Genomic DNA, 19,199 nt, shown 5'->3' with positions numbered 1-19,199 from the left:
CTCATCCGGCACCGATCCGCCATGCTCATTCGTCCATTTCAAGAAGCCGACCTGCCTGCCCTTCGCAGGATGAACACCGCCGCTGTTCCCGCCGTGAACGACCTGACCGAAGACGCCCTGCATCAACTCATTCGGCAATCATTGGCCTGTCCGGTCGCCATCGCCCAGGATCGCCCTGTCGGTTTCCTGCTGTGCCTTGCGGAGGGTCTTGCCTATGACAGCCGCAATTACCGGCATCTCGGTCAAATGCGCGCCCGGTTCGCCTACACGGACCGGATCTGCGTAGATGACAGTATGAGGAACCAAAAAGTCGGCGAGAAACTGTATCAGGCGGTGTTTCAAACGGTGGATCCGACCGGCCGGAGCCTGGTGTGCGAAGTGAACACCCGGCCGCCGAACCCGGGATCGCTGCGGTTCCACAAACGGCTCGGTTTCACCGAAATCGGAGAAGCCGATCACGGTGACAAGGCGGTCGTTTATCTGGAACGCCCTGCCGTCCTTGGAGAGGCTCAAGCGTGAACTACCGGCACGCCTACCACGCCGGGAACATCGGCGATGTTCTCAAACACGCCGTTCTGACGCGGCTGATCCTTTATTTTCAACGCAAAGACAAGGGGTTCCGTATTCTCGACACCCATGCCGGGATCGGCCTTTATGATCTGACTTCCGAAGAAACCGGAAAGACCGGAGAGTGGCTTGCCGGGATCGGAAAGGTGCTTTCCGAAGACATGCCTCCTCACGTCCTGGATTTGCTCAAGCCCTGGCTTGAGGCTGTGCGCCAACTCAATCCGGGATCGGACCTCACCTTCTATCCGGGGTCGCCATGCCTTGCCCGGGCATTGATGCGGCCGAACGACCGGCTGACACTGACGGAATTGCATCCGGATGATTTCAAGATCCTTGCGAGGCGTTTTGGCGGAGACCACCAGGTCAAGACCATTCATCTGGACGGCTGGATGGGCTTGGGCGGGTTTGTTCCCCCAAAAGAAAAACGCGGCCTCGTTCTGATCGATCCGGCATACGAGGTCAGCGATGAGTTTGACCGGATGACAAACGCCCTTGTCAAAGCCCACAAGAAATGGGCCAAAGGAACGTATGCGCTTTGGTACCCGCTGAAAAACCGCAAGGCGGTCGATCGCATGCACGCCTCCTTCAGCGAAGCCGGCCTGCGCGATGTCCTGGGCCTCGAACTGAAGGTCGGGCAGAGCGGGCCGGATACCGTCATGCTGGGTTCCGGGATGACCGTCATCAATCCGCCTTTTCTTCTGGCGGAGGAGATGCGGACCATCCTTCCCTGGTTCGCCAAGGTCTTGCGCCAAGGCCCCGGAGCTGGCTGGGCTGTGGAGACCGTGATCGGCGAGTGATCCGGTGGCATGGCAAAACCGGCTCCCATGCAAGGACTTGACCTTCGCCACCCCGTCCCGCAAGGTCTGGGAACAACCGTTCCGTCCGGAGACCAATCTAGTGACCATGGCGCGCCTTCTTTCGACCGGACTGCTTGGGTTTGCACTCGCAATCCCCGCCGCATACGCAACCGAGAACCGGGCCTATTTTTCCTGGAACAAGGCGCCAAGGCCCCCATCCTGCGAGTCCGCCTCGGTGCAGGCCGCGGTGGCAGGCACCCTGGCGCGGGCAAGGACCGACTACGCAGGAGGCCGGACCATCACGGCGATTGACGGCGTGCGGGAGGTTGCCTTCCAGGAAAACCAGATCAGTCCCCTGGCCCGACGCTTTTGCCGTGGCACGGCGAGCCTTTCGGACGGGTCGACCCATTCCGTCCACTACAAGCTGACCGAGCATGGCGGCTTTGTCGGCCTGAGTTGGGCGGTTGAAGCCTGCCTCGCCCCTCTGGACAAGTGGCGGGTCTATGGCAGCTACTGCAGCACGACCCGGCCAAGGTGATCCGCACCGCCCCGCCAAGTCGCCGCAAACCGCGAGTGCCCGCCTCCTGCTGCCGTCCCGCGGCAGCGTCCACCGTCAATGTTCCAGGTTCTTGAAGGAGTGTTCCATGCCCGTCCTGCGTTCGTCTCCCGCCTCGCCCTTCGGCCGGAAAGTCAAGATCGCGGCGGAGCTTTTGGACCTCAAAGGCCAGATTGCGATCGAAGAAGCCAATACAGCCGATCCGGCGGACAGCCTTCGGAACCAAAACCCCCTCGGCAAGATACCGGCTCTGGTGCTGGACGATGGCACGGTCCTTTTCGACAGCCGCGTGATCGTCGAATACCTTGACCACCTGGCTGGCGGCGGCCGGCTCCTGCCTGCCGGAGACACACGCTTTCCAGTCCTGCGCCTTCAGGCCCTGGCCGACGGGATCATGGATGCAGGCATCCTTCAGGTGTACGAAAAGCGCTTCCGCCCGGCCCAGTACCGGTTTGACGACTGGATGGATTACCAAGCCTCAAAAATTGAACGCGCCTTGGAAAGCCTGGAGAAACAGGCTCCCAAGGATGTCACAAAGCCGTCCGATGCGGATGCGGGCACCATCGCGCTGGCCTGTGCGCTCGGCTATCTGGACCTTCGGTTTGCCGGTGAATGGCGGGAAATGCACCCGCAGCTGGCGGCCTGGGTCGATGCTTTCGAAGCCGCAATTCCAGCCTTTGCGGCAACCAAGCTGGCGCCCGCGCCGGTTCCGGACACTGCCGTCCCCCTGCGTTAAAGGGTTAACGCTCCGCAACCCGGCCCAAAGGCCGGCGGCGGCGCCTACCGTGGCTGGCCAGCCGGCGCCCGGAGGCGACCGATTTTCCGAAATCCTGCTGCACGGCCAGGAGCGCCGGCGTCACGAGCAAGACAATAAACAGACCGACGCCAAGGCCATAGGCGAGCGTGACCACCGTCGGCAGAAGAAACTGGGCCTGACGGCTTGTCTCGAACAGCAGTGGCGCCAGACCGAAAACGGTCGTTGCACTGGTTAGAACCACCGCCCGGAATCGGTCGCAAACACCATCGATCAACGCCTCGTGAAAAGGCCGGCGCTCGGCATGGCCATCAATCGTTGTAACGAGCACGATGGAATCGTTGATGATGATCCCCGCCATGCCGATGAAGCCGACGATCGAGAACATGGAGAGGGGAATGCCATGCAGATAGTGGCCCCAGATCATGCCGATCATGCCGAAGGGGATGATCACCATGATCACCAGCGGACGGGTCCAGGATGCAAACACCCAGCACAATGTGAGATAGATACCCGCAAGGCACAACATGAACCCGAGAGAGGCTTCCGTGAGAAACGTGTCCTCCTGCTCGGCCAGCCCGGCCAGTTCGCTTTGCACGTCGAACTGCGCGGCCAATTGAGGCAGCAATTCGGTTTCCAGAACGGTTCGCACGAAGCTGGCCGCATCCGGATCTTCCTGGGCCACGTCCCCGGAGACGCGCAAGGTCCGCAAGCCGTTTTCCCGGATGATCGACGCGAATCCAAAACTGCTCGTGATTGTGACGATTTCGCCCAGCGCGACATAGGCGCCCGATGGCCCCCGGATCAAGGTCTCCCGCACGAAAGCGGGGGTCAACGCCTCTTCGGGAAGCCCCACCTTGACCGTTGCCGTCCGACGTCCGACCGGGAATTCAGCGACCTCGATCCCCTCCAGACGGTCGCGCAATACCTGGGCCACATCCTGGGTGGTAAAGCCCAGCGCGTCACCCTTCGGGGTCAGTTCCAGCGTGAGTTCCGGCTTGTCGAAGGCCATCGTGTCTTCCAGGGCACTCACGCCCGGAAGCTGGGAAAGGCCCTGTTTCAGGGTTTCGGCGGCCGCCTTGAGCTGTTCCGTTGTGGCCCCGTAAAGACGCACGTCAATCGCATCCCCGCCGCCACCGGACCGTTCGCCGCGCAGGGCCAAGGTTTCAAGCATCGGCGGGCGCCGGATCTCCTTCCGCCATTCCCCTATAAACTCGAAGGCTGAATAAGGCCGCAGATCAGGATCGATCAACTCGATCGACAACCCGCCAAGCTGGTCCACATCCTTGCTGTCAGCGACCTGCAAACCGCGGCCAGCCGTATCCCCCACCGTTGCAAGAGCGAATTTGACCGGGGCCAACCCGTGCTCTTCTGCAAAGCGTTGGTTCACAACCTCGAGCGCCCGCTCCATCTCCGCCACCATCGCCCGTGTGTCCGCGCGGGTGGCTCCGGGCATCATGGCGATGTTGGCCGCGATCACCCCGCGTTCGGGGGAGTTGAAAAACCGCCATTTGACCGTGCCATCGAGGAACAGGCTCAGCGACACCAGCAGCGCCATGACGGCCAGCCCCAGGGCGGGGTAGCGTCCCTGCACGACAAGCGCGATGAAGCGGCGAAACACTGTCTCGCGAAACCAGCGGAAGCCCTTATTGAATTGCCGGTTGGGCCAGTCGTACCAGCGTTCCTTCTGGCCCGCCTGCAACGCGTGGCGCATGTGAGCCGGCAAGATGAGAAACGACTCTATCAGACTGGCGACGAGAACCGCCGCGACCGTGAAGGGAATATCGGAAATCAACCGTCCGAACCATCCGTCCACCAACACCAGTCCGGCGAATGCGATCACGGTGGTGATCGAGGCGCTGAAGACCGGGACCGTCATTCGTCTGGCGGCAAGGCTGGCCGCATCGGTCGGCGAATACCCCTTGCGGGCCAGGGCATCTGCGTGCTCCCCCACCACGATGGCATCGTCAACCACGATCCCCAAGCAAATGATGAGGGCGAACAGCGAGACCATGTTCAAGGTCAGTCCGCCGAGATACATCATGCCGATTGTGGCGGCCATGGCGACCGGAATCCCCGCCGCGACCCAAAACGCGGTGCGCGCCGACAAAAACAGGAACAGGAAGGCCAGAACCAGCACCAGCCCCCAAAGCCCGTTCTCGATCAGGATATCGAGCCGGTCGATGATGTTTTGCGAGCGCGTCTGGGTAAGCTGAACGACGACACCTTCCGGCAGGGTCTCTTGCAGGCCGGCAACGATGGTCTCCACTTGCCTTTGGATCCCGATCGTATCGCCGTCCGCGTCCCGATCCACGCGCAGGAGCACCGCGGGAAGACCCTTGTGGTAATAGGCGCGGCCGCTTTCAACGCCCTCCGTGTCAATCCGGGCAATATCCCGTATGTGCAGCTTGTCGCCGTCGGCCTGAGCCTTGACAACGATATCTCCAAGATCCCTTTCGCTTCTGCGGTTGATACCCGTGCGCAAACGGGTGCCGCTGGCGCCGACGTCGCCGGCGGGCAGGGATTCCATGTCCCCCCGGACGGCATCGGCGATATCGCGCAAGGTCAGATCATGGCGGATGAGCATGACCTCCGGAACGTCGATCCGCATGAGCGGATCGGCTGTTCCGGTGATCGTCACCTGCGTGATGCCGGCCCGGAACAGGCGCGTTTGCAGCTCCTCCGCAAACTGGGCAAGCTGATCCACGGCGACCGGACCATAAAACACCACATTGGTGACCCTGTCCCTGTAGACCGAGCGGCGGACAGTGGGCTCGTCTATGCCCTCGGGCAAACTGCTTCGAACCTGGTCAACCGCGGCCTTCACCTCGTCGGTTGCCTGGCTCATGTCCCAGCCGTCCTCGAACTCGATTTCGAGATCGGCCCGCCCCTCCCTGGCCCGCGAGCTGGCTTCCGTAACCCCATTGACCGCGAGCAGGCGCGGTCCCAGGATTTCGACAATAGCCCTGTCCATGTCTTCCGGTCCCGCCCCCGGCCACGTGACCGTGACATCCACCTCTTCCCGCACGAAATCGGGAAAGTACTGGGTGCGGATATTGAGCCCGGCCGCGATACCGCCCAGGAGCATGAGAGCGAGCAACAGATTGGCCGCCGTCCGGTGCCGGACCATATAGTCGAGCAGAGACGAAAACCTTTGACCACCGGGCGACGGCATCATCACACGCTTCCGCCCGCGAGGATCAGGACACGACACCACATGTTTGTCTAACCCCGCTGACCAATTTGCGCCTCGATGCGGGCAAGGCTTTCCACGGACATCATCGGGGCATCCAGAAGATCGAGAATTTCGGTCTTTGCGGCTGCGTCCAACGGGCTGGCTTGAAGGGCATCGCGCAGGGCCTTCCGGCGGTCCGGGCCAAGCGCGACCATCCCAGCCTGTTTGCCCCCATCGGTACCAGCTTCCGGCCGGGCTGTAGGCAGGCCGCCGCCGTCGTGAAGTCTTCCTTCCCCGTTTACCGGGTTCGACGTGACCTTGAGCCCGGGTCCCAGATGCGGCAGCCGTTCCAGAACGATATCCGCCCCGAACGGCGCATCCGAGACGATCAAGCGGCTTCCCATCCGGCGCAAGATGGTCACAGTGTCTTCGTCCAGCCTTGAATCGGCATTGACGACCAGGATGCTACCATCTTCCGTGACCGCGGTCGCGGGAATGTCGGCGACCCCGGTGAGGGCCGGTTCCTCGATCCGTATCGTGACGAAATCGCCCGGGCGCAACACCGTGCCCGTATCCACATCGAGACTGGCGAACACGGTCCGGCCCGCACCGCCGTCCATAACGGTGGCAGCGACCCTGTCGATCTGCCCACCCACTTCAATTGTCCGCGGCCCAAGTTCCAGAAAAACCGATACCGGGGCTTCCACCAATTGCCCCGAGGGGTCGAGCAAACGGGCGTACTGATCGGTCGACAGGTTGAACCGGACTTCAAGCGCGGCCGGATCGATGAGATACGCCAAGGCTTCGCTTGGCGTGGCCCGCCGGCCCAAGGTTGCGTCCACTTGATCGAGATACCCGTCAAAGGGGGCTTCAATCGTGGTTTCCGCCAGGATCCGGCGCGCCTCGTCGCGGGCGATCCGGGCCCGCTCGACACCCAGATCCATTCTCTCGATCCTCTTGCGGGCCGTGATCACAGATTGAAGACGGTTGTTGAGGGCCTGTTCGAGCGCCGCCACCGAAAGCTCTTCGCTTTCGACCTGGACCATGGTCGCGTAGCCCTTCTCAAGAAGTTGAGTCTGGCGGTTCAGCGCTTGGCGCCGCAATTCCAACTGCCGCCGCGCCGCCACGAGTTCCTGCTCCGCGCCGACTATGGCTTCTTCGGCTTCCGCTTTTTGGGATTCGGCATCGGCCAGGGCGGCTTCGGCATCCAGTACGGCGAATTCGGCGACCGCCGGGTCGATCCGCAAGAGCAGATCGCCCTGCTCCACAGCCGCCCCATCGCGAAACTTGCCCGCGATATCAACGATCCGGCCTTCGGAACTGGCCCTGATTTGCAATGCGCGCCAGGTTTCGATTTCACCATAGGCCGTGGTGACCGGCCTGACCGTCTGAGCTTGGAGCGGAGCGACATTAACGGCATAGCTCCGCTCCCGGGCCGGAGCGCCGCGCGCCTCTTCCTTCGTGGTCACGGCCTCGGCCACGCGGTACACACCGTATCCGACCGACACCGCCATGAGCGCGATAAGGGCAAGCCCAACAAGACCGCGCGTCAAAAACCCCATTCGCATTCCTCCAGACGAACGTATCCGCGCGATGCGGCGATGCCGGGCGCCGATATCCCGAACATAGCGCCAACCGCGCGGATTGCCATCTTCCTCGCCCGGCCGGCCGTCTTTTCAGGCGGGCCGTTCAACAGGTTATCGGAACCTGGAAAATCAACAACCCGGCACGCGGGCCGGGTTGTCATTGATCCTTGATTGGACCGGATTTCTAGAATTTGTAGCTCACACCGAAACGGACGGTCGAACTGTCCAGATCGGAACGCACCGAGTTGCCGCCAAGCGTGAAGCTTTCCCGGCCGAAATCCTGATAAAGATACTCGACACGTGCCGTGACATTGTCGGTGATGGCTCCTTCGAGACCGGCGCCGGTCGTCCAGCCCAGCGCGGTGGCATTATCGGTGAACCCGCCCGCGTTGGCCTGGACGCTGGCAATCGCCAGACCACCGGTTCCGTATACCAAGAACCGGTCAAACGCATAGCCGACGCGCCCGCGGAATGACGAGTTCCAGCCGGAATTGAGCGACGTGCTGACACCACCGACGGTGCCGCGGGTATAAAGGTCCGACCATTGAAAATCGGCTTCCAGGCCCGTCACGATGTTGGGCGTGATGGCGTAGTTGTAGCCGGCATGGAAGCCGCCGGTGACGCCGTTCGTGTTCCGGTCGAAGCTGGCACCGTTAAACCGGTTATCGAATTGCCCCCAGATCCAACCGACATTTCCACCGACATAGGCCCCCGTCCAATCGAACCGGCCGGAGGGCACCGCTGCGGGTTCATAGCTTGGCGCAGGTTGGACCGCCTGAGGAAGATCGGCCGCAAACGCAGGAAGAGCGGCACCGGTCAACGTGGCAACAGCGAGGCCTGCACTTACGAGACGCTTCATGAAAGATACTCCAGGTTGATAGGACTAACCCACGTGCAGACGTCCGAATGCCGGGCGTCCCCACGCTCCCCAAACCTGATATGGTCCTGATTTGTGGCAGATTGGTTGGCGCAATTGGGTGATTTCGTGATGGATTTTGACCGAAATCTGACACTGTAAACGATGCGTTTCAGAGCCTTGCAATTTGCGAAATTGCGACACTTGCCACAAAATCGCCGGCTTTTCCAAAGGCCAACTCTTGCGTATAAGACACGCAACCCCATGTGAGGGCATAAGTCACATAACTGTGACCCTCCCCATTGGCCCACCCCGGAATCCATACGTGTTGTTTGCCTATCTGAGCCTTGCCGGCGGTCTCGTTGTCCTGATCATTGCCGGAGACATTCTTGTCAGAGGGTCGGTCGCGGTCGCGCAAAGGTTGGGAATTCCGAGCCTGGTCATCGGGTTGACCATCGTCGCCTTCGGCACATCAGCGCCGGAACTGGTGATTTCCCTGCAGGCGGCGCTGGAAAACGCGGGCGGCATCGCAATTGGCAATGTCGTTGGATCGAACATCGCAAACGTTCTGCTCGTTCTCGGAATACCGGCCCTGATCGCGGCGACACCTTGCGGAGAAGATGGAGCGACACGCAATTCCGTCTTCATGGTCGCGGTGACTGGCGTTTTCATTGTTCTGTGCTTCTTCTCTCCACTGGGCTGGCTCGCGGCCGCCATCCTGCTTTCCCTTCTGGCTCTGTTTCTTGGGGATTCCGCCCGCACCGCCTTGAACCACCGCAGGGAACAAAAGGCCCAAAGCGGCGAAGAAAAGGATGCTGGCGCCGAACTGCTTGAAGACGTCGAAGGCGTGCCGGACGCAATCTGGATCGCCATCGTCTATATCGTGATCGGTCTGATTGGCCTCCCGCTGGGCGCGCACTTCACGATCGAAGGGGCAATTGCGGTTGCCCGTGACTGGGGCGTCAGCGATGCCGTCATCGCCCTGACAGTCATCGCTGTCGGGACGTCACTGCCGGAACTGGCGACGACCGTTATGGCCGCCGCCCGCCAGCACGGCGCTGTTGCAATCGGCAACGTGATCGGATCGAATATCTTCAATCTGCTCGCGATCATCGGGATCACGACGGCTGTTGTGCCGATCGATGTTCCCGCCGAGATCCTCAAGCTCGATATATGGGTCATGCTGGGCTGCGCTGTTCTGCTGCTGGGACTGGCCGCGTACCGCGTAACCTTGAACAGGACCGCTGGCGTCGTCTTTGTCGGGGCTTATTGCGCGTATGTCTATGCGGTTTACATGTTCGGCACGACAGCGGCCTGACACCAGGAAACACCGCGGCTCCCGAAGATCCGTTGCCCGTGAATTGGCGTAAGCGCCGGATGCCAACACGGAACAATCAAGACAAACGGGAAGACGTTATGGGGCAGGCAACACCTCTTGCGCTGATCACCGGCGCAACGAGCCGGATCGGGACGGCACTGGCACACGATCTGGCCGCGCACGGATGGGGTCTGGCGCTGCATACCCACAACAACATCGGGGCGGCTGAGAACCTTTCAAGCGAGGCGGTCCGCCTTGGCGCCCGCTCCGCAAAGGTTGTGAAAGCGGATCTGACCAACACGGACGCCCTATCGGGACTGTTCACCCGGATTGTGGGCGAAACCGGCATCCCGCAGGTCATCATCAACAATGCCTCGATCTTTGAAGATGACAGCATCGGCCGGCTGGATGCCGCCTTGTTCGATGCGCACTACCATATCCATGCAAGGGCGCCCGTGTTTCTTACCGATGCCCTGGCCGCCGCTCTGCCGCAGGACACTCCGGGTCTGGTGGTGAACATCATCGACCAGCGGGTCTGGAAACTGACGCCCCAGGCTTTGTCCTACACCTTGTCGAAGGCGGCCCTTTGGACCGCCACGCAGACCATGGCCCAAGCACTGGCACCGCACATACGGGTGAATGGAATCGGCCCCGGGCCCAGCTTCAAAAATCCCCGGCAAACGGACGCCGAATTCGCCAGGCAAACCGACGGCGTTCTGATGAAGGCCGGGCCAAAACCCGACGATTTCGGCCGGACCGTCCGGTATTTGTGGGAAACGCCAAGCATCACGGGACAGATGATCGCGCTGGATGGCGGACAGCATCTGGCCTGGGCCACCCCGGATGTGACCGATGTCGGCGAGTAAGCCGCATCGGGCGCCGGGGCGGACAGCCTTTCATGCACCGATTGGGGGATAGTTCGCCGCGCCACTTTCCGTCATCCGCGCCGCCTCCTAAATTGGGTCCATGACCGCACATTCTGATTCCGCTCCCGCGCCAACGGCACAGCCGTCCGGCGACAGCACATCTGACCAGCCCGCTCCAAGCGGCGTTGACGTTATTGCGGATCAGGTGAAACGCCTGCCGAACAGCCCCGGCGTCTACCGCATGTTCGATGAAAAGGGCGACGTGCTCTATGTCGGCAAGGCGCGGAACCTGAAGAAACGGGTGACCAGCTACACCCGCCTGCAAGGCCAGTCGAACCGGATCATGCGCATGATCCTGTCGACGGCGTCCATGGAGTTTGTGGTTACCCGGACCGAGCCCGAGGCCCTGCTTCTGGAAGCAAACCTCATCAAGCGCCTGCGCCCGCGCTTCAACGTGCTTTTGAGAGACGACAAGTCGTTTCCCTATATCCTGATCACCGGCGATCACGCCGCGCCGGCCATCGTGAAACATCGCGGTGCGCGCAAACGCAAGGGCGACTATTTCGGGCCTTTCGCCTCCCCGGGAGCGGTGGACCGCACCATCAACGCGCTTCAAAAGGCGTTCCTGATCCGCAATTGCAGCGACAGCTATTTCGAGAACAGGTCCCGCCCCTGCCTCCTTTATCAAATCAAGCGCTGCGCCGGCCCTTGCACCAACGAGGTCGATGCGCAGGACTATGCCGGGCTCGTCGCGGAGGCGAAGTCTTTCCTGTCCGGACGCAGCCAACTGATCAAGAAGGAACTGGCCGCGCAGATGGAAGCGGCGTCCGCGGAGATGGAGTTCGAACGCGCCGCGATCTACCGAGACCGTCTTTCGGCCCTGTCGCACATCCAGGCGCACCAGGGGATCAACCCGCAAACCGTCGAAGAGGCGGATGTGTTCGCAATCCATCAGGACGGCGGCCAAAGCTGCGTGCAGGTGTTTTTCTTCCGGACCGGGCAAAACTGGGGCAACCGCGCCTATTTTCCCAAGGCTGACAAGACGCTGGAGGAAGGCGAAATCCTGCAAAGCTTTCTGACGCAGTTCTATGACGACAAGCCGCCGCCCCGGCAGATATTGCTGTCCCATTCCATTGAGGAATTGGACCTTCTGGCCCAAGCCTTTTCCGGAAGGGCCGGGCGCAAGGTCGAGATCGCCGTGCCCAAACGCGGCGAAAAGCGCGAGCTGGTCGAATATGCCGAGCGCAACGCCCGGGAAGCCCTCGGCCGCCGCCTTGCCGAAACCTCAAGCCAGGCCAGGCTTCTGAAAGGTGTGGCAGACGCCTTTGGGCTGCCTGCAGCGCCCCGGCGGATCGAGGTCTATGACAATTCCCATATCATGGGCACCAATGCGGTGGGCGGCATGATCGTCTCCGGACCGGAAGGTCTCGCCAAGGCGCATTACCGCAAGTTCAACATCAAGTCCGAGGATCTCACACCGGGCGACGATTACGGGATGATGCGGGAGGTGCTGACCCGCCGGTTTTCCCGCTTGCTCAAGGAGCATGCCCTCGCAGACCAGGCCAGCGCGGCGGATCCCGAACCCGGTGCGGACCCCTTGGACGACCAGGATGGCGTGGCGCAGTCCGACATGCCCGCCTGGCCGGATCTGGTCCTGATCGATGGCGGCCAGGGCCAACTGACGGCCGCGCGGGAAACGCTGGAACAACTCGGGGTCACCGGCGTTCCGCTGGTCGGGATCGCCAAGGGCCCGGACCGGGACGCGGGCCGTGAAAAGTTCTTCATGCCCGGCCGCGACTCCTTCATGCTGCCGGAACGGGATCCGGTGCTCTATTTCGTGCAGCGCCTGCGGGACGAGGCGCACCGCTTCGCCATTGGCTCGCACCGGGCCCGGCGGAAAAAAGACATCACAAAGAACCCGTTGGATGAGATTTCAGGTGTCGGCCCCACCCGGAAACGGGCCTTGCTCCGGCACTTCGGCACAGCCAAGGCGGTCTCGAAGGCCGGCCTCGATGATCTCATTTCGGTCCCCGGAATATCCGAAGCGGTCGCGCGTCTGGTCTACAATCATTTCCATGAGAGCTAGAAGCTGTTAGGAAGTCGCGATTTTTTGACAATCCGGATGGGATCATGACGTCGGACGCCCTCGAGCAAGCAATTACCTTCATTGAAGACCGCGACTATGCGGCCGCCGAACCGCTGCTTCTCAAGCTGCATGAGGCCGACCCGTCCAATGCGCGGGTGAACTATGCCCTCGGCCTTGTCGCCATGGCTGCGAACGAATTCGCCATGGCCCTCGGTTTCCTGGAAATGGCGGCGCGCGTCGCGACACAGCAGCCCTTCGTGTTCACCGCGCTCTCGGAAACCTTGCTCAAGGTGGGCGATACGGCAAACGCGGTCGAAACCGCCCGCCGGGCGGTCAGTATGGCGCCTTCATCAGCCAGCGCCCAGCAAGCCCTTGGCGAAGCCTATCTTGCGGACGGGCGCCCCGTGATGGCGCGCGCCGCCCTGACGGAAGCCTTGAAACAGGCGCCCGACAATGCGGCGATTCTTACCAGACTGTCCCAGGCCGAGCGGGCCCTTGGCGAAAAGGAGGCGGCGGACCTGAGGCTGAAAGCGGCCTTGGAAACCGGCCCGAATGAACCGGAAACGCTTCTGGAAGCAGTGGGCCAGGGTCTCTTCACCGACACCGGCAGCGCACGGGCCGCACTTGAAAAAGCGATGGAAAGCGCCGCCTTGCCCGGCGAAACCCGGTTCCGGTTGTCCATGGCCGCCGGCCATCTGGCGGAACGGGAGGAAGATCCGGAGGCCGCGTTCGCCCATTACGGAAAGTACCGCGCCCTCGCCTACCCGCCCTACGAGAAAAAGCGCCGCAGCTGGCAGATCGATGCCTACCGGCAGACATTCACCCGCGAATACTTCATGGAGCGTTTTTCGGTTGCGACGCAGAACGCGCGGCCGGTGTTCATCCTTGGCCTGCCATCGAGCGGCGCCGCGCTTCTCGAAGACCTGCTGACCCGCCACAGAAAGCTGACGGCGGGCGGTGAAGTGCCCTACTTCGATCTCGTCGGCCGCCAGCTTCGCGTCGACCCGCATATCACCCCTACTTACTTCCAAGGGGCCCTGCGCCTTCCCGAAAAGGAATTCAAGCGGATCGGGCGCGGCTACCAGAAGGTCCTGGACGGCATCGACCAGAAAGCTGCGCATATTGTGCACCGCATGGTCACGGACTACGAGCATCTCTGGCTGCTGGCCCTGCTGTTCCCGCGCGCGACCTTCATCCACATCCGGCGCGACCCCTTGGACACCTGTGCCGGTCTCTACCGCACGGTGCTGCCGGCTCACCACAACTACAATGCCAGTGAGGAATCGCTGGTCCACCATGTCCGCACATATCGCGACCTCATGGCCTTCTGGCAGGAAGTCCTGCCGATCGAGATGACGACGGTCAATTATGAGGATCTCATCGCGGACCCGGATGGGGAAACACGCAGGATCTGGGCAGCCATGGGAATTGAAGGCGGACCAGATCCCAAAATGGATGACCCGGTCAGCATCGTGGCCCGCCACCGTGCGGAACTGGAACCGGCGTCGGGCCAAGCGGCCGAATGGGGCCGGAAGCACTTCCAGCCCTTCGCGGACGGGCTGAAAACCGCGGCAGGTCCGGCGAAAGTACTGCACTGACCCCACGGACCGCCATGAGGAGTTCTGCGCAATGGGAAAGCCCCGGTGAAACAGCTGATCTCGCTTGCCGGCTGGGGCATTCTCGCCGCAAGTCTCGGGTTTTGCCTGCTTGGCCTGTCCGCCTTCGCTTTCGCCGGGGTTTGGCTGAGCGACAACATGTCGTTCTTTGTTCCGCAACTGCTGGGGTTCGCGGCGGCCGGGCTGATCGCCGGCACCATATTGTGCTGGTTCCCCGTCATGTGGCCGCGTTTCTTCAAAGCCGGCTTGCTTCTTCTGTGCGCAGGCCTCGCCGTTCTGGCGGCGGCAACCATGATCCGTCCGCTTGGCTTAGTGCAGAACGCGGCCACCTCAGATGCGCCCGCCATTCGGATGGTTTCGATCAATCTCGAGCGGCTTTTTCTCCACGCCCCGCGCCTGACCGCTTATCTGTCGAACCTGCAGGCCGACATTCTGGTCTTTCAGGAGACCGCTTGGGGGCTGCAGGAGTGGCGGTTGGCACGCTCCGGCCCCGGTCAGGCATTCGCGGGCACGGCGCCCTATCCCGGTCATCTGGCTGTCGGCGATCTGGGTGGGATTGTGCTGTTTTCCCGTTATCCCATACGGCATCGGGAGTTCATCTCGGTCCCCGGCACGCCCCCGGACAATCCCGGAGCCCGGCGGGGGATCCTCGCGGTCACGCTGGACACCGACCAGGGCCCCCTTCAGGTGCTTGCGGTTCATGCCGCAAGCCCGCGCGACCGCACACGCTGGATGGACCGGCAAGCCTATCTTGAAACCCTGCGCCGTGTAATCAGTCAAAAGCGGCGGGACAGCGAGGCGCCGCTTGTCGTGATGGGCGACTGGAACACTTCGCCATGGTCGTATCATTTCGGCCAGACCCTCTCACAGACGGGCCTGAACACTCGCTTTCCATCCGGTTTCCCGATCGCGACACGGTTTTTCTTTGACTATCGGCTGCGCTGGATTCTCGGTGCGCCGGTCGATCACATCGCCGTTTCGCCCGGTGTGGATTTGTCCAATGTGTCAGTTGGACCGGATGTCGGGACGGATCACCGCCCCCTGATCGCCGACCTCACCCTCCCTCGGACAAGGTGACCGGCGTGGTTTTCCCCTCTTGTTCGGTGGCCGCGCGGTTGAGGCGCGGGCAGCGATATCCGACAATATCCCCACCAGTCGATTCCCCCATTTGAAAACGAATATGGCCAAGCTCTACTTTAACTACTCCTCCATGAATGCCGGCAAATCGACCGTTCTCCTGCAGGCGTCCTACAACTATGTGGAACGCGGCATGAACACGCTGCTTCTGATTGCCGCCATTGACGATCGGGCAGGACGCGGACGCATCGCCTCCCGGATCGGCCTGAGCGCCGAAGCCGACATCTTCACGGACGCCACGGATCTTCACAGCCATGTCGCGCATGCGATGCAGCGCGCACCGGTTCACGCGGTCTTCGTCGATGAAGCGCAATTCCTAACCGAAAATCAGGTATGGCAATTGGCGAAGGTCGCCGATGATTTCGGCATTCCGGTCATGTGTTTCGGATTGCGGACCGACTTTCAGGGCAAGCTGTTTCCCGGGAGCGCCGCGCTTCTGGCACTCGCGGATGCCTTGAAGGAGATCAAGACGATCTGCTGGTGCGGACGAAAAGCGACGATGGTGGCCCGTTTGGACCTGAACGGGCAGATCGTCGAGGAAGGCGAACAAGTGGTGATCGGCGGCGAGGAAACCTATGTATCCTTGTGCAGACGGCATTGGACCCGCCGGCAGCTGGCAACCTCGTCCGGTGCGCAAGCACATCGCAGCGAACCGGGACCGGCGGTGTAGCCACGGGGCACGGGAACCGGCCCGCCGGTGCGCGGAACAGCAATGAAGGAAACACAAGAATGATCGGCAATCTGTTGAAAGGCCTCTTTGGCGGTGAAAACAAAGCCGAAAAACCGGCGAAAACGTCGAGCCATCCGGCTGTCAGCTACGAGAGCTTCGACATTATTCCGGAGCCCCAGCAAGTCTCCGGCCAGTGGCAATTGCGGGGCCGGATTGAAAAAGACATCGACGGAGAACGGAAATCCCATCTGTTTATTCGCGCGGATACGCTGCCAACCGAAGAGGAGGCCGTGAATCATATGGTCCGCAAGGCAAAAATGATGATCGATCAGCAGGGAAACCGCGTTTTCGATTGAGACAAGTGGCCATGAGACCCCAATGAATGAGCAACAAGTAGGACGCCGCTTGCGTTGACAGCTTCCTGAGAGCGTGGTTGTGTCCGCCTCCAGTCCAGATCCGCACCTCCCTGATCAGATCATGAAACGAAACGTTGCCTGGAACTTGCCGAACATCCTGACCTATGGGCGTATTGCAGCGGTCCCAGCGGTTGCGTTCTGTTTTTATTTCGAAGGCAACACGGCCCGGTGGATCGCTCTGGGCATCTTTATTGTCGCAGCCATCACCGATTTTCTGGACGGCTATCTGGCCCGGGCTTGGCAACAGCAGTCGGCGCTTGGCCGGATGCTGGACCCGATCGCCGACAAGTTGCTGGTTGCCGTCTGCCTTTTGATGCTGGCAGCAGATGGGACCATTGGCGGGTGGTCTATGGTGGCCGCCATCATCATCCTGTGCCGGGAAATACTGGTGTCGGGCCTTCGGGAGTTCCTTGCCGAACTCCGGGTCAGTGTGCCAGTGACGCAACTGGCCAAATGGAAAACCACCGTTCAACTCGTTGCCGTCGCGGTGCTGCTTGCGGGCCCGGCCGGGGAAGTGATTTTGCCGGGAACCACATTGATCGGATTGACCGCGCTTTGGGTTGCCGCGATCCTCACGCTATATACGGGATACGACTATTTCCGCGCCGGGATCGGTCACCTGATTGACGAGTGAGCGGCCAGCAACAGGGGAAACGAACTGTGCAGATAAGATATTTTGCCTGGGTTCGCGAACGGGTGGGCTTGGAGCAGGAAGAACTGGATCTGCCTGCCGGCATTCAGACGGTCGGTGACCTGATCAACCATTTGAAAGGTCTGGACGACAATCATGCGGCCGCCTTCGCGGATCAGGAAGCCGTCCGGGTCGCGGTCGATCAGGAACATGCGGACGCGGACAGGCCCTTGGCCGGAGCGCGGGAAATCGCATTCTTCCCGCCAATGACAGGGGGGTGATCATGACGGTCCGCCCGTCTGTGCGCGTTGAGGCCAAAGACTTCGACGTGGGAGCAGAAACCGCAAGCCTTCGCGTGGGGCGTACCGATATCGGCGCCATTGTGACGTTCACCGGATTGTGCCGGGATGAGGGCGGGCGCCTGGCTGCGCTGGAGCTGGAACATTATCCCGGCATGGCCGAAGCGGAGATCCGGCGCATCGCGGACGCCGCCATCGAGCGCTGGCCGCTGACAGGGCTCACGGTGATTCACAGATACGGCAAAATCCCACCGGGCGGAAACATCGTTCTGGTGATTGCGGCCTCGGCGCACCGGCAGGCAGCCTTCGAGGCCGCAAGTTTCCTGATGGACTTTCTCAAAACAAAAGCTCCCTTTTGGAAGAAGGAGCACCTGGTTTCCGGCGAGAGCAGCGGTTGGGTTGCCGCACGGGACGAGGACGACACGGCAGCCGGGCGCTGGTCCGCCATTTGATCGGCTGCCGGACAACAAGCTTCGGACAAGCCGGAAAGATTTTAGTAATGAACAACCTTTAATTGTTGAAAGCATTTTTTGCCTGCAAAAGGATATGACGGCTTGCGCACGAACACGGACATCAACCCAGACAGAACTGACGTGATGTCCCAAGTGGAGCCGCCGGCCCCCAAGGCTTCCATAGCGGCAAGCGCGCACAAGGGAATGCCCTTTGCCGAATTCGTCATTCTGATCGCCGGGCTCATGGCGCTGAATGCGCTGGCCATGGACATCATGCTTCCGGCGCTGCCGGATATCGGGGCGGCGCTGAACATCGTTCATGAAAACGATCGCCAGGAAGTTCTGGTGGCCTATCTGCTTGGCTTTGGCGGAGCCCAGCTGCTTTTCGGTCCGATTTCGGATTCCCTTGGACGCCGGACCGTTCTTCTGGGCGGCTTGTTCATTTATGCGCTTGCCAGCATCGGCTGCCTTTTTTCCGACACGTTGAACCAGCTGCTTCTGGCCCGTTTCATTCAGGGGGTGGGATGCGCCGCGACCCGTGTCGTGGCGGTTTCCATCGTTCGCGACTGTTATTCGGGGCGCAAGATGGGCAAAGTCATGTCCCTGGTGATGATGATCTTCATGGCCGTTCCGATTGTCGCCCCGGCAATAGGACAAGGCATTCTTCTGATCGCCGACTGGCACTGGATTTTCGCCACCTTGCTCGCAGCCGGGCTCACGCTGTTTTTCTGGTCTCTGGTCCGTCTGCCGGAAACCCTGCCCCGCGCGCGCCGGCAACGATTTCAATATCCGGTCATTTTGCGCGGCTACTGGCTGACCTGTGCGACCCGGGCAAGCCTTGGCTACATGCTCGCCCTGACCTTCATCTTCGGCGGACTGTTCGCCTTCATCACCATGTCCCAGCAAGTCTTTGTGGACATTTTCGGTCTTGGCCCCTGGTTTCCCCTTGTCTTTGCGTCCATCGCGATTGCCATGTCCGTGGCGTCCTACTGGAACTCCCGGCTTGTGGAAGCGATCGGCATGCGGCGGCTCTCCCATGGCGCAACGCTGCTGTTCTTCGGCACGGGGACACTTTTCGTCTTGCTCGCGAGCCTCGGATTTCGGGACTTCTGGCTTTTCACGGGACTGATGGCGGTGCTGATGGCCTGCTTCGGCTTCATCGGGGCAAACTTCAATGCGATGGCCATGGAACCGCTGGGCCACATCGCCGGCACCGCCTCGTCTGTCATCGGCTTTGTCAGCACGCTCGGCGGGGCGATCCTCGGTTACATCATGGGCCAGCAGTTCGACGGAACTCTTGTGCCCCTTGGCATGGCCTTTGCGGCCTATGGTTTCGCCGCACTGCTCTGCATTTTGTTTGCCGAGAAGGGACGGCTCTTTGAGGCAGCCGACCGGACTGCCGTGTAAGGCCAAAGAA

The 19,199-nt window shown here is 61.4% G+C and carries 18 protein-coding genes; 15 read left to right on the top strand and 3 right to left on the bottom strand.

Features of this window, described 5'->3' with window-relative positions:
* The first annotated feature begins 21 nt into the window (after positions 1–21).
* The 4 genes from F0184_RS02100 (at position 22) to F0184_RS02085 (ending at position 2,656) form a co-directional block, all read left to right on the top strand.
* Positions 22–519, top strand: coding sequence for a GNAT family N-acetyltransferase (locus F0184_RS02100; protein WP_150493959.1), 498 nt, complete (start codon positions 22–24; stop codon positions 517–519).
* Positions 516–1,364: a 23S rRNA (adenine(2030)-N(6))-methyltransferase RlmJ gene (locus tag F0184_RS02095; protein WP_150493957.1), complete on the top strand. Its 849-nt coding sequence runs from the start codon at positions 516–518 to the stop codon at positions 1,362–1,364. The genes F0184_RS02100 and F0184_RS02095 overlap by 4 nt, the downstream gene beginning before the upstream one ends.
* A 4-nt stretch (positions 1,365–1,368) precedes the next feature.
* Positions 1,369–1,902: a hypothetical protein gene (locus F0184_RS02090; RefSeq protein WP_208998275.1), complete on the top strand. Its 534-nt coding sequence runs from the start codon at positions 1,369–1,371 to the stop codon at positions 1,900–1,902.
* A gap of 106 nt (positions 1,903–2,008) precedes the next feature.
* Complete coding sequence (locus tag F0184_RS02085) at positions 2,009–2,656, top strand: glutathione S-transferase family protein (RefSeq protein ID WP_150493955.1); 648 nt, start codon at positions 2,009–2,011, stop codon at positions 2,654–2,656.
* A gap of 4 nt (positions 2,657–2,660) precedes the next feature.
* Here F0184_RS02085 and F0184_RS02080 read toward each other — a convergent pair whose 3' ends face one another.
* The 3 genes from F0184_RS02080 to F0184_RS02070 form a co-directional block, all read right to left on the bottom strand.
* Positions 2,661–5,852 carry an efflux RND transporter permease subunit gene (locus tag F0184_RS02080; RefSeq protein WP_208998274.1) on the bottom strand — a complete coding sequence of 1,064 codons (3,192 nt, stop codon included), beginning with the start codon at positions 5,850–5,852 and terminating at the stop codon, positions 2,661–2,663.
* Positions 5,853–5,899: 47 nt separating this feature from the next.
* Positions 5,900–7,411, bottom strand: coding sequence for an efflux RND transporter periplasmic adaptor subunit (locus F0184_RS02075; protein WP_150493953.1), 1,512 nt, complete (start codon positions 7,409–7,411; stop codon positions 5,900–5,902).
* Positions 7,412–7,619: 208 nt separating this feature from the next.
* Entirely contained in the window at positions 7,620–8,294 is a 675-nt protein-coding gene (locus F0184_RS02070) for an outer membrane protein (protein ID WP_150493951.1), read from the bottom strand.
* A 322-nt stretch (positions 8,295–8,616) separates the two neighbouring features.
* Between F0184_RS02070 and F0184_RS02065 the strand changes: the two genes are divergently transcribed.
* The 11 genes from F0184_RS02065 to F0184_RS02015 all read left to right on the top strand — a co-directional run bounded on the left by F0184_RS02065 (position 8,617) and on the right by F0184_RS02015 (position 19,189).
* Positions 8,617–9,609, top strand: coding sequence for a calcium/sodium antiporter (locus F0184_RS02065; protein WP_150493949.1), 993 nt, complete (start codon positions 8,617–8,619; stop codon positions 9,607–9,609).
* Between the two features lie 98 nt (positions 9,610–9,707).
* Positions 9,708–10,475 carry an SDR family oxidoreductase gene (locus F0184_RS02060; protein WP_150493947.1) on the top strand — a complete coding sequence of 256 codons (768 nt, stop codon included), beginning with the start codon at positions 9,708–9,710 and terminating at the stop codon, positions 10,473–10,475.
* Between the two features lie 100 nt (positions 10,476–10,575).
* Positions 10,576–12,561 carry an excinuclease ABC subunit UvrC gene (uvrC, locus tag F0184_RS02055; RefSeq protein WP_150493945.1) on the top strand — a complete coding sequence of 662 codons (1,986 nt, stop codon included), beginning with the start codon at positions 10,576–10,578 and terminating at the stop codon, positions 12,559–12,561.
* A gap of 44 nt (positions 12,562–12,605) precedes the next feature.
* The gene (locus tag F0184_RS02050; protein WP_150493942.1) at positions 12,606–14,159 is read left to right on the top strand and encodes a tetratricopeptide repeat-containing sulfotransferase family protein; all 1,554 of its coding nucleotides are present in this window, start codon (positions 12,606–12,608) and stop codon (positions 14,157–14,159) included.
* A 45-nt stretch (positions 14,160–14,204) separates the two neighbouring features.
* Complete coding sequence (locus F0184_RS02045) at positions 14,205–15,254, top strand: endonuclease/exonuclease/phosphatase family protein (RefSeq protein ID WP_150493940.1); 1,050 nt, start codon at positions 14,205–14,207, stop codon at positions 15,252–15,254.
* A gap of 103 nt (positions 15,255–15,357) precedes the next feature.
* Entirely contained in the window at positions 15,358–15,984 is a 627-nt protein-coding gene (locus F0184_RS02040) for a thymidine kinase (RefSeq protein WP_150493938.1), read from the top strand.
* Between the two features lie 59 nt (positions 15,985–16,043).
* Positions 16,044–16,340 (top strand): HlyU family transcriptional regulator, encoded by a 297-nt coding sequence (locus tag F0184_RS02035; RefSeq protein ID WP_150493936.1) that lies wholly within the window; start codon positions 16,044–16,046, stop codon positions 16,338–16,340.
* 121 nt (positions 16,341–16,461) lie between these two features.
* A complete protein-coding gene (gene pgsA / locus F0184_RS02030) occupies positions 16,462–17,034 on the top strand; it encodes a CDP-diacylglycerol--glycerol-3-phosphate 3-phosphatidyltransferase (RefSeq protein ID WP_150493934.1) in 573 nt (190 codons plus the stop codon).
* A 26-nt stretch (positions 17,035–17,060) separates the two neighbouring features.
* Positions 17,061–17,312, top strand: coding sequence for a molybdopterin converting factor subunit 1 (moaD, locus tag F0184_RS02025; RefSeq protein ID WP_150493932.1), 252 nt, complete (start codon positions 17,061–17,063; stop codon positions 17,310–17,312).
* 2 nt (positions 17,313–17,314) lie between these two features.
* Entirely contained in the window at positions 17,315–17,782 is a 468-nt protein-coding gene (locus F0184_RS02020) for a molybdenum cofactor biosynthesis protein MoaE (protein WP_150493930.1), read from the top strand.
* A 102-nt stretch (positions 17,783–17,884) separates the two neighbouring features.
* Positions 17,885–19,189, top strand: coding sequence for a multidrug effflux MFS transporter (locus F0184_RS02015; protein ID WP_308809944.1), 1,305 nt, complete (start codon positions 17,885–17,887; stop codon positions 19,187–19,189).
* Positions 19,190–19,199 lie beyond the last annotated feature (10 nt).

Source organism: Roseibium aquae (assembly GCF_008711285.1).
GTDB classification, from domain to species: Bacteria; Pseudomonadota; Alphaproteobacteria; order Rhizobiales; family Stappiaceae; genus Roseibium; species Roseibium aquae.
The sequence above is the reverse complement of the archived record's forward strand: the minus strand, read 5'-3'. Positions and strand labels throughout refer to the sequence as shown.

What these genes read in the sequence shown, in the direction of transcription:
- F0184_RS02100 (WP_150493959.1), top strand. Translation starts at nt 22, where the DNA reads ATGCTCATTCGTCCATTTCAAGAAGCCGACCTGCCTGCCCTTCGCAGG.
- F0184_RS02085 (WP_150493955.1), top strand. Translation starts at nt 2,009, where the DNA reads ATGCCCGTCCTGCGTTCGTCTCCCGCCTCGCCCTTCGGCCGGAAAGTC.
- F0184_RS02080 (WP_208998274.1), bottom strand. Translation starts at nt 5,852, where the DNA reads ATGATGCCGTCGCCCGGTGGTCAAAGGTTTTCGTCTCTGCTCGACTAT.
- F0184_RS02075 (WP_150493953.1), bottom strand. Translation starts at nt 7,411, where the DNA reads ATGGGGTTTTTGACGCGCGGTCTTGTTGGGCTTGCCCTTATCGCGCTC.
- F0184_RS02070 (WP_150493951.1), bottom strand. Translation starts at nt 8,294, where the DNA reads ATGAAGCGTCTCGTAAGTGCAGGCCTCGCTGTTGCCACGTTGACCGGT.
- F0184_RS02060 (WP_150493947.1), top strand. Translation starts at nt 9,708, where the DNA reads ATGGGGCAGGCAACACCTCTTGCGCTGATCACCGGCGCAACGAGCCGG.
- uvrC (WP_150493945.1), top strand. Translation starts at nt 10,576, where the DNA reads ATGACCGCACATTCTGATTCCGCTCCCGCGCCAACGGCACAGCCGTCC.
- F0184_RS02050 (WP_150493942.1), top strand. Translation starts at nt 12,606, where the DNA reads ATGACGTCGGACGCCCTCGAGCAAGCAATTACCTTCATTGAAGACCGC.
- F0184_RS02040 (WP_150493938.1), top strand. Translation starts at nt 15,358, where the DNA reads ATGGCCAAGCTCTACTTTAACTACTCCTCCATGAATGCCGGCAAATCG.
- F0184_RS02035 (WP_150493936.1), top strand. Translation starts at nt 16,044, where the DNA reads ATGATCGGCAATCTGTTGAAAGGCCTCTTTGGCGGTGAAAACAAAGCC.
- pgsA (WP_150493934.1), top strand. Translation starts at nt 16,462, where the DNA reads ATGAAACGAAACGTTGCCTGGAACTTGCCGAACATCCTGACCTATGGG.
- F0184_RS02020 (WP_150493930.1), top strand. Translation starts at nt 17,315, where the DNA reads ATGACGGTCCGCCCGTCTGTGCGCGTTGAGGCCAAAGACTTCGACGTG.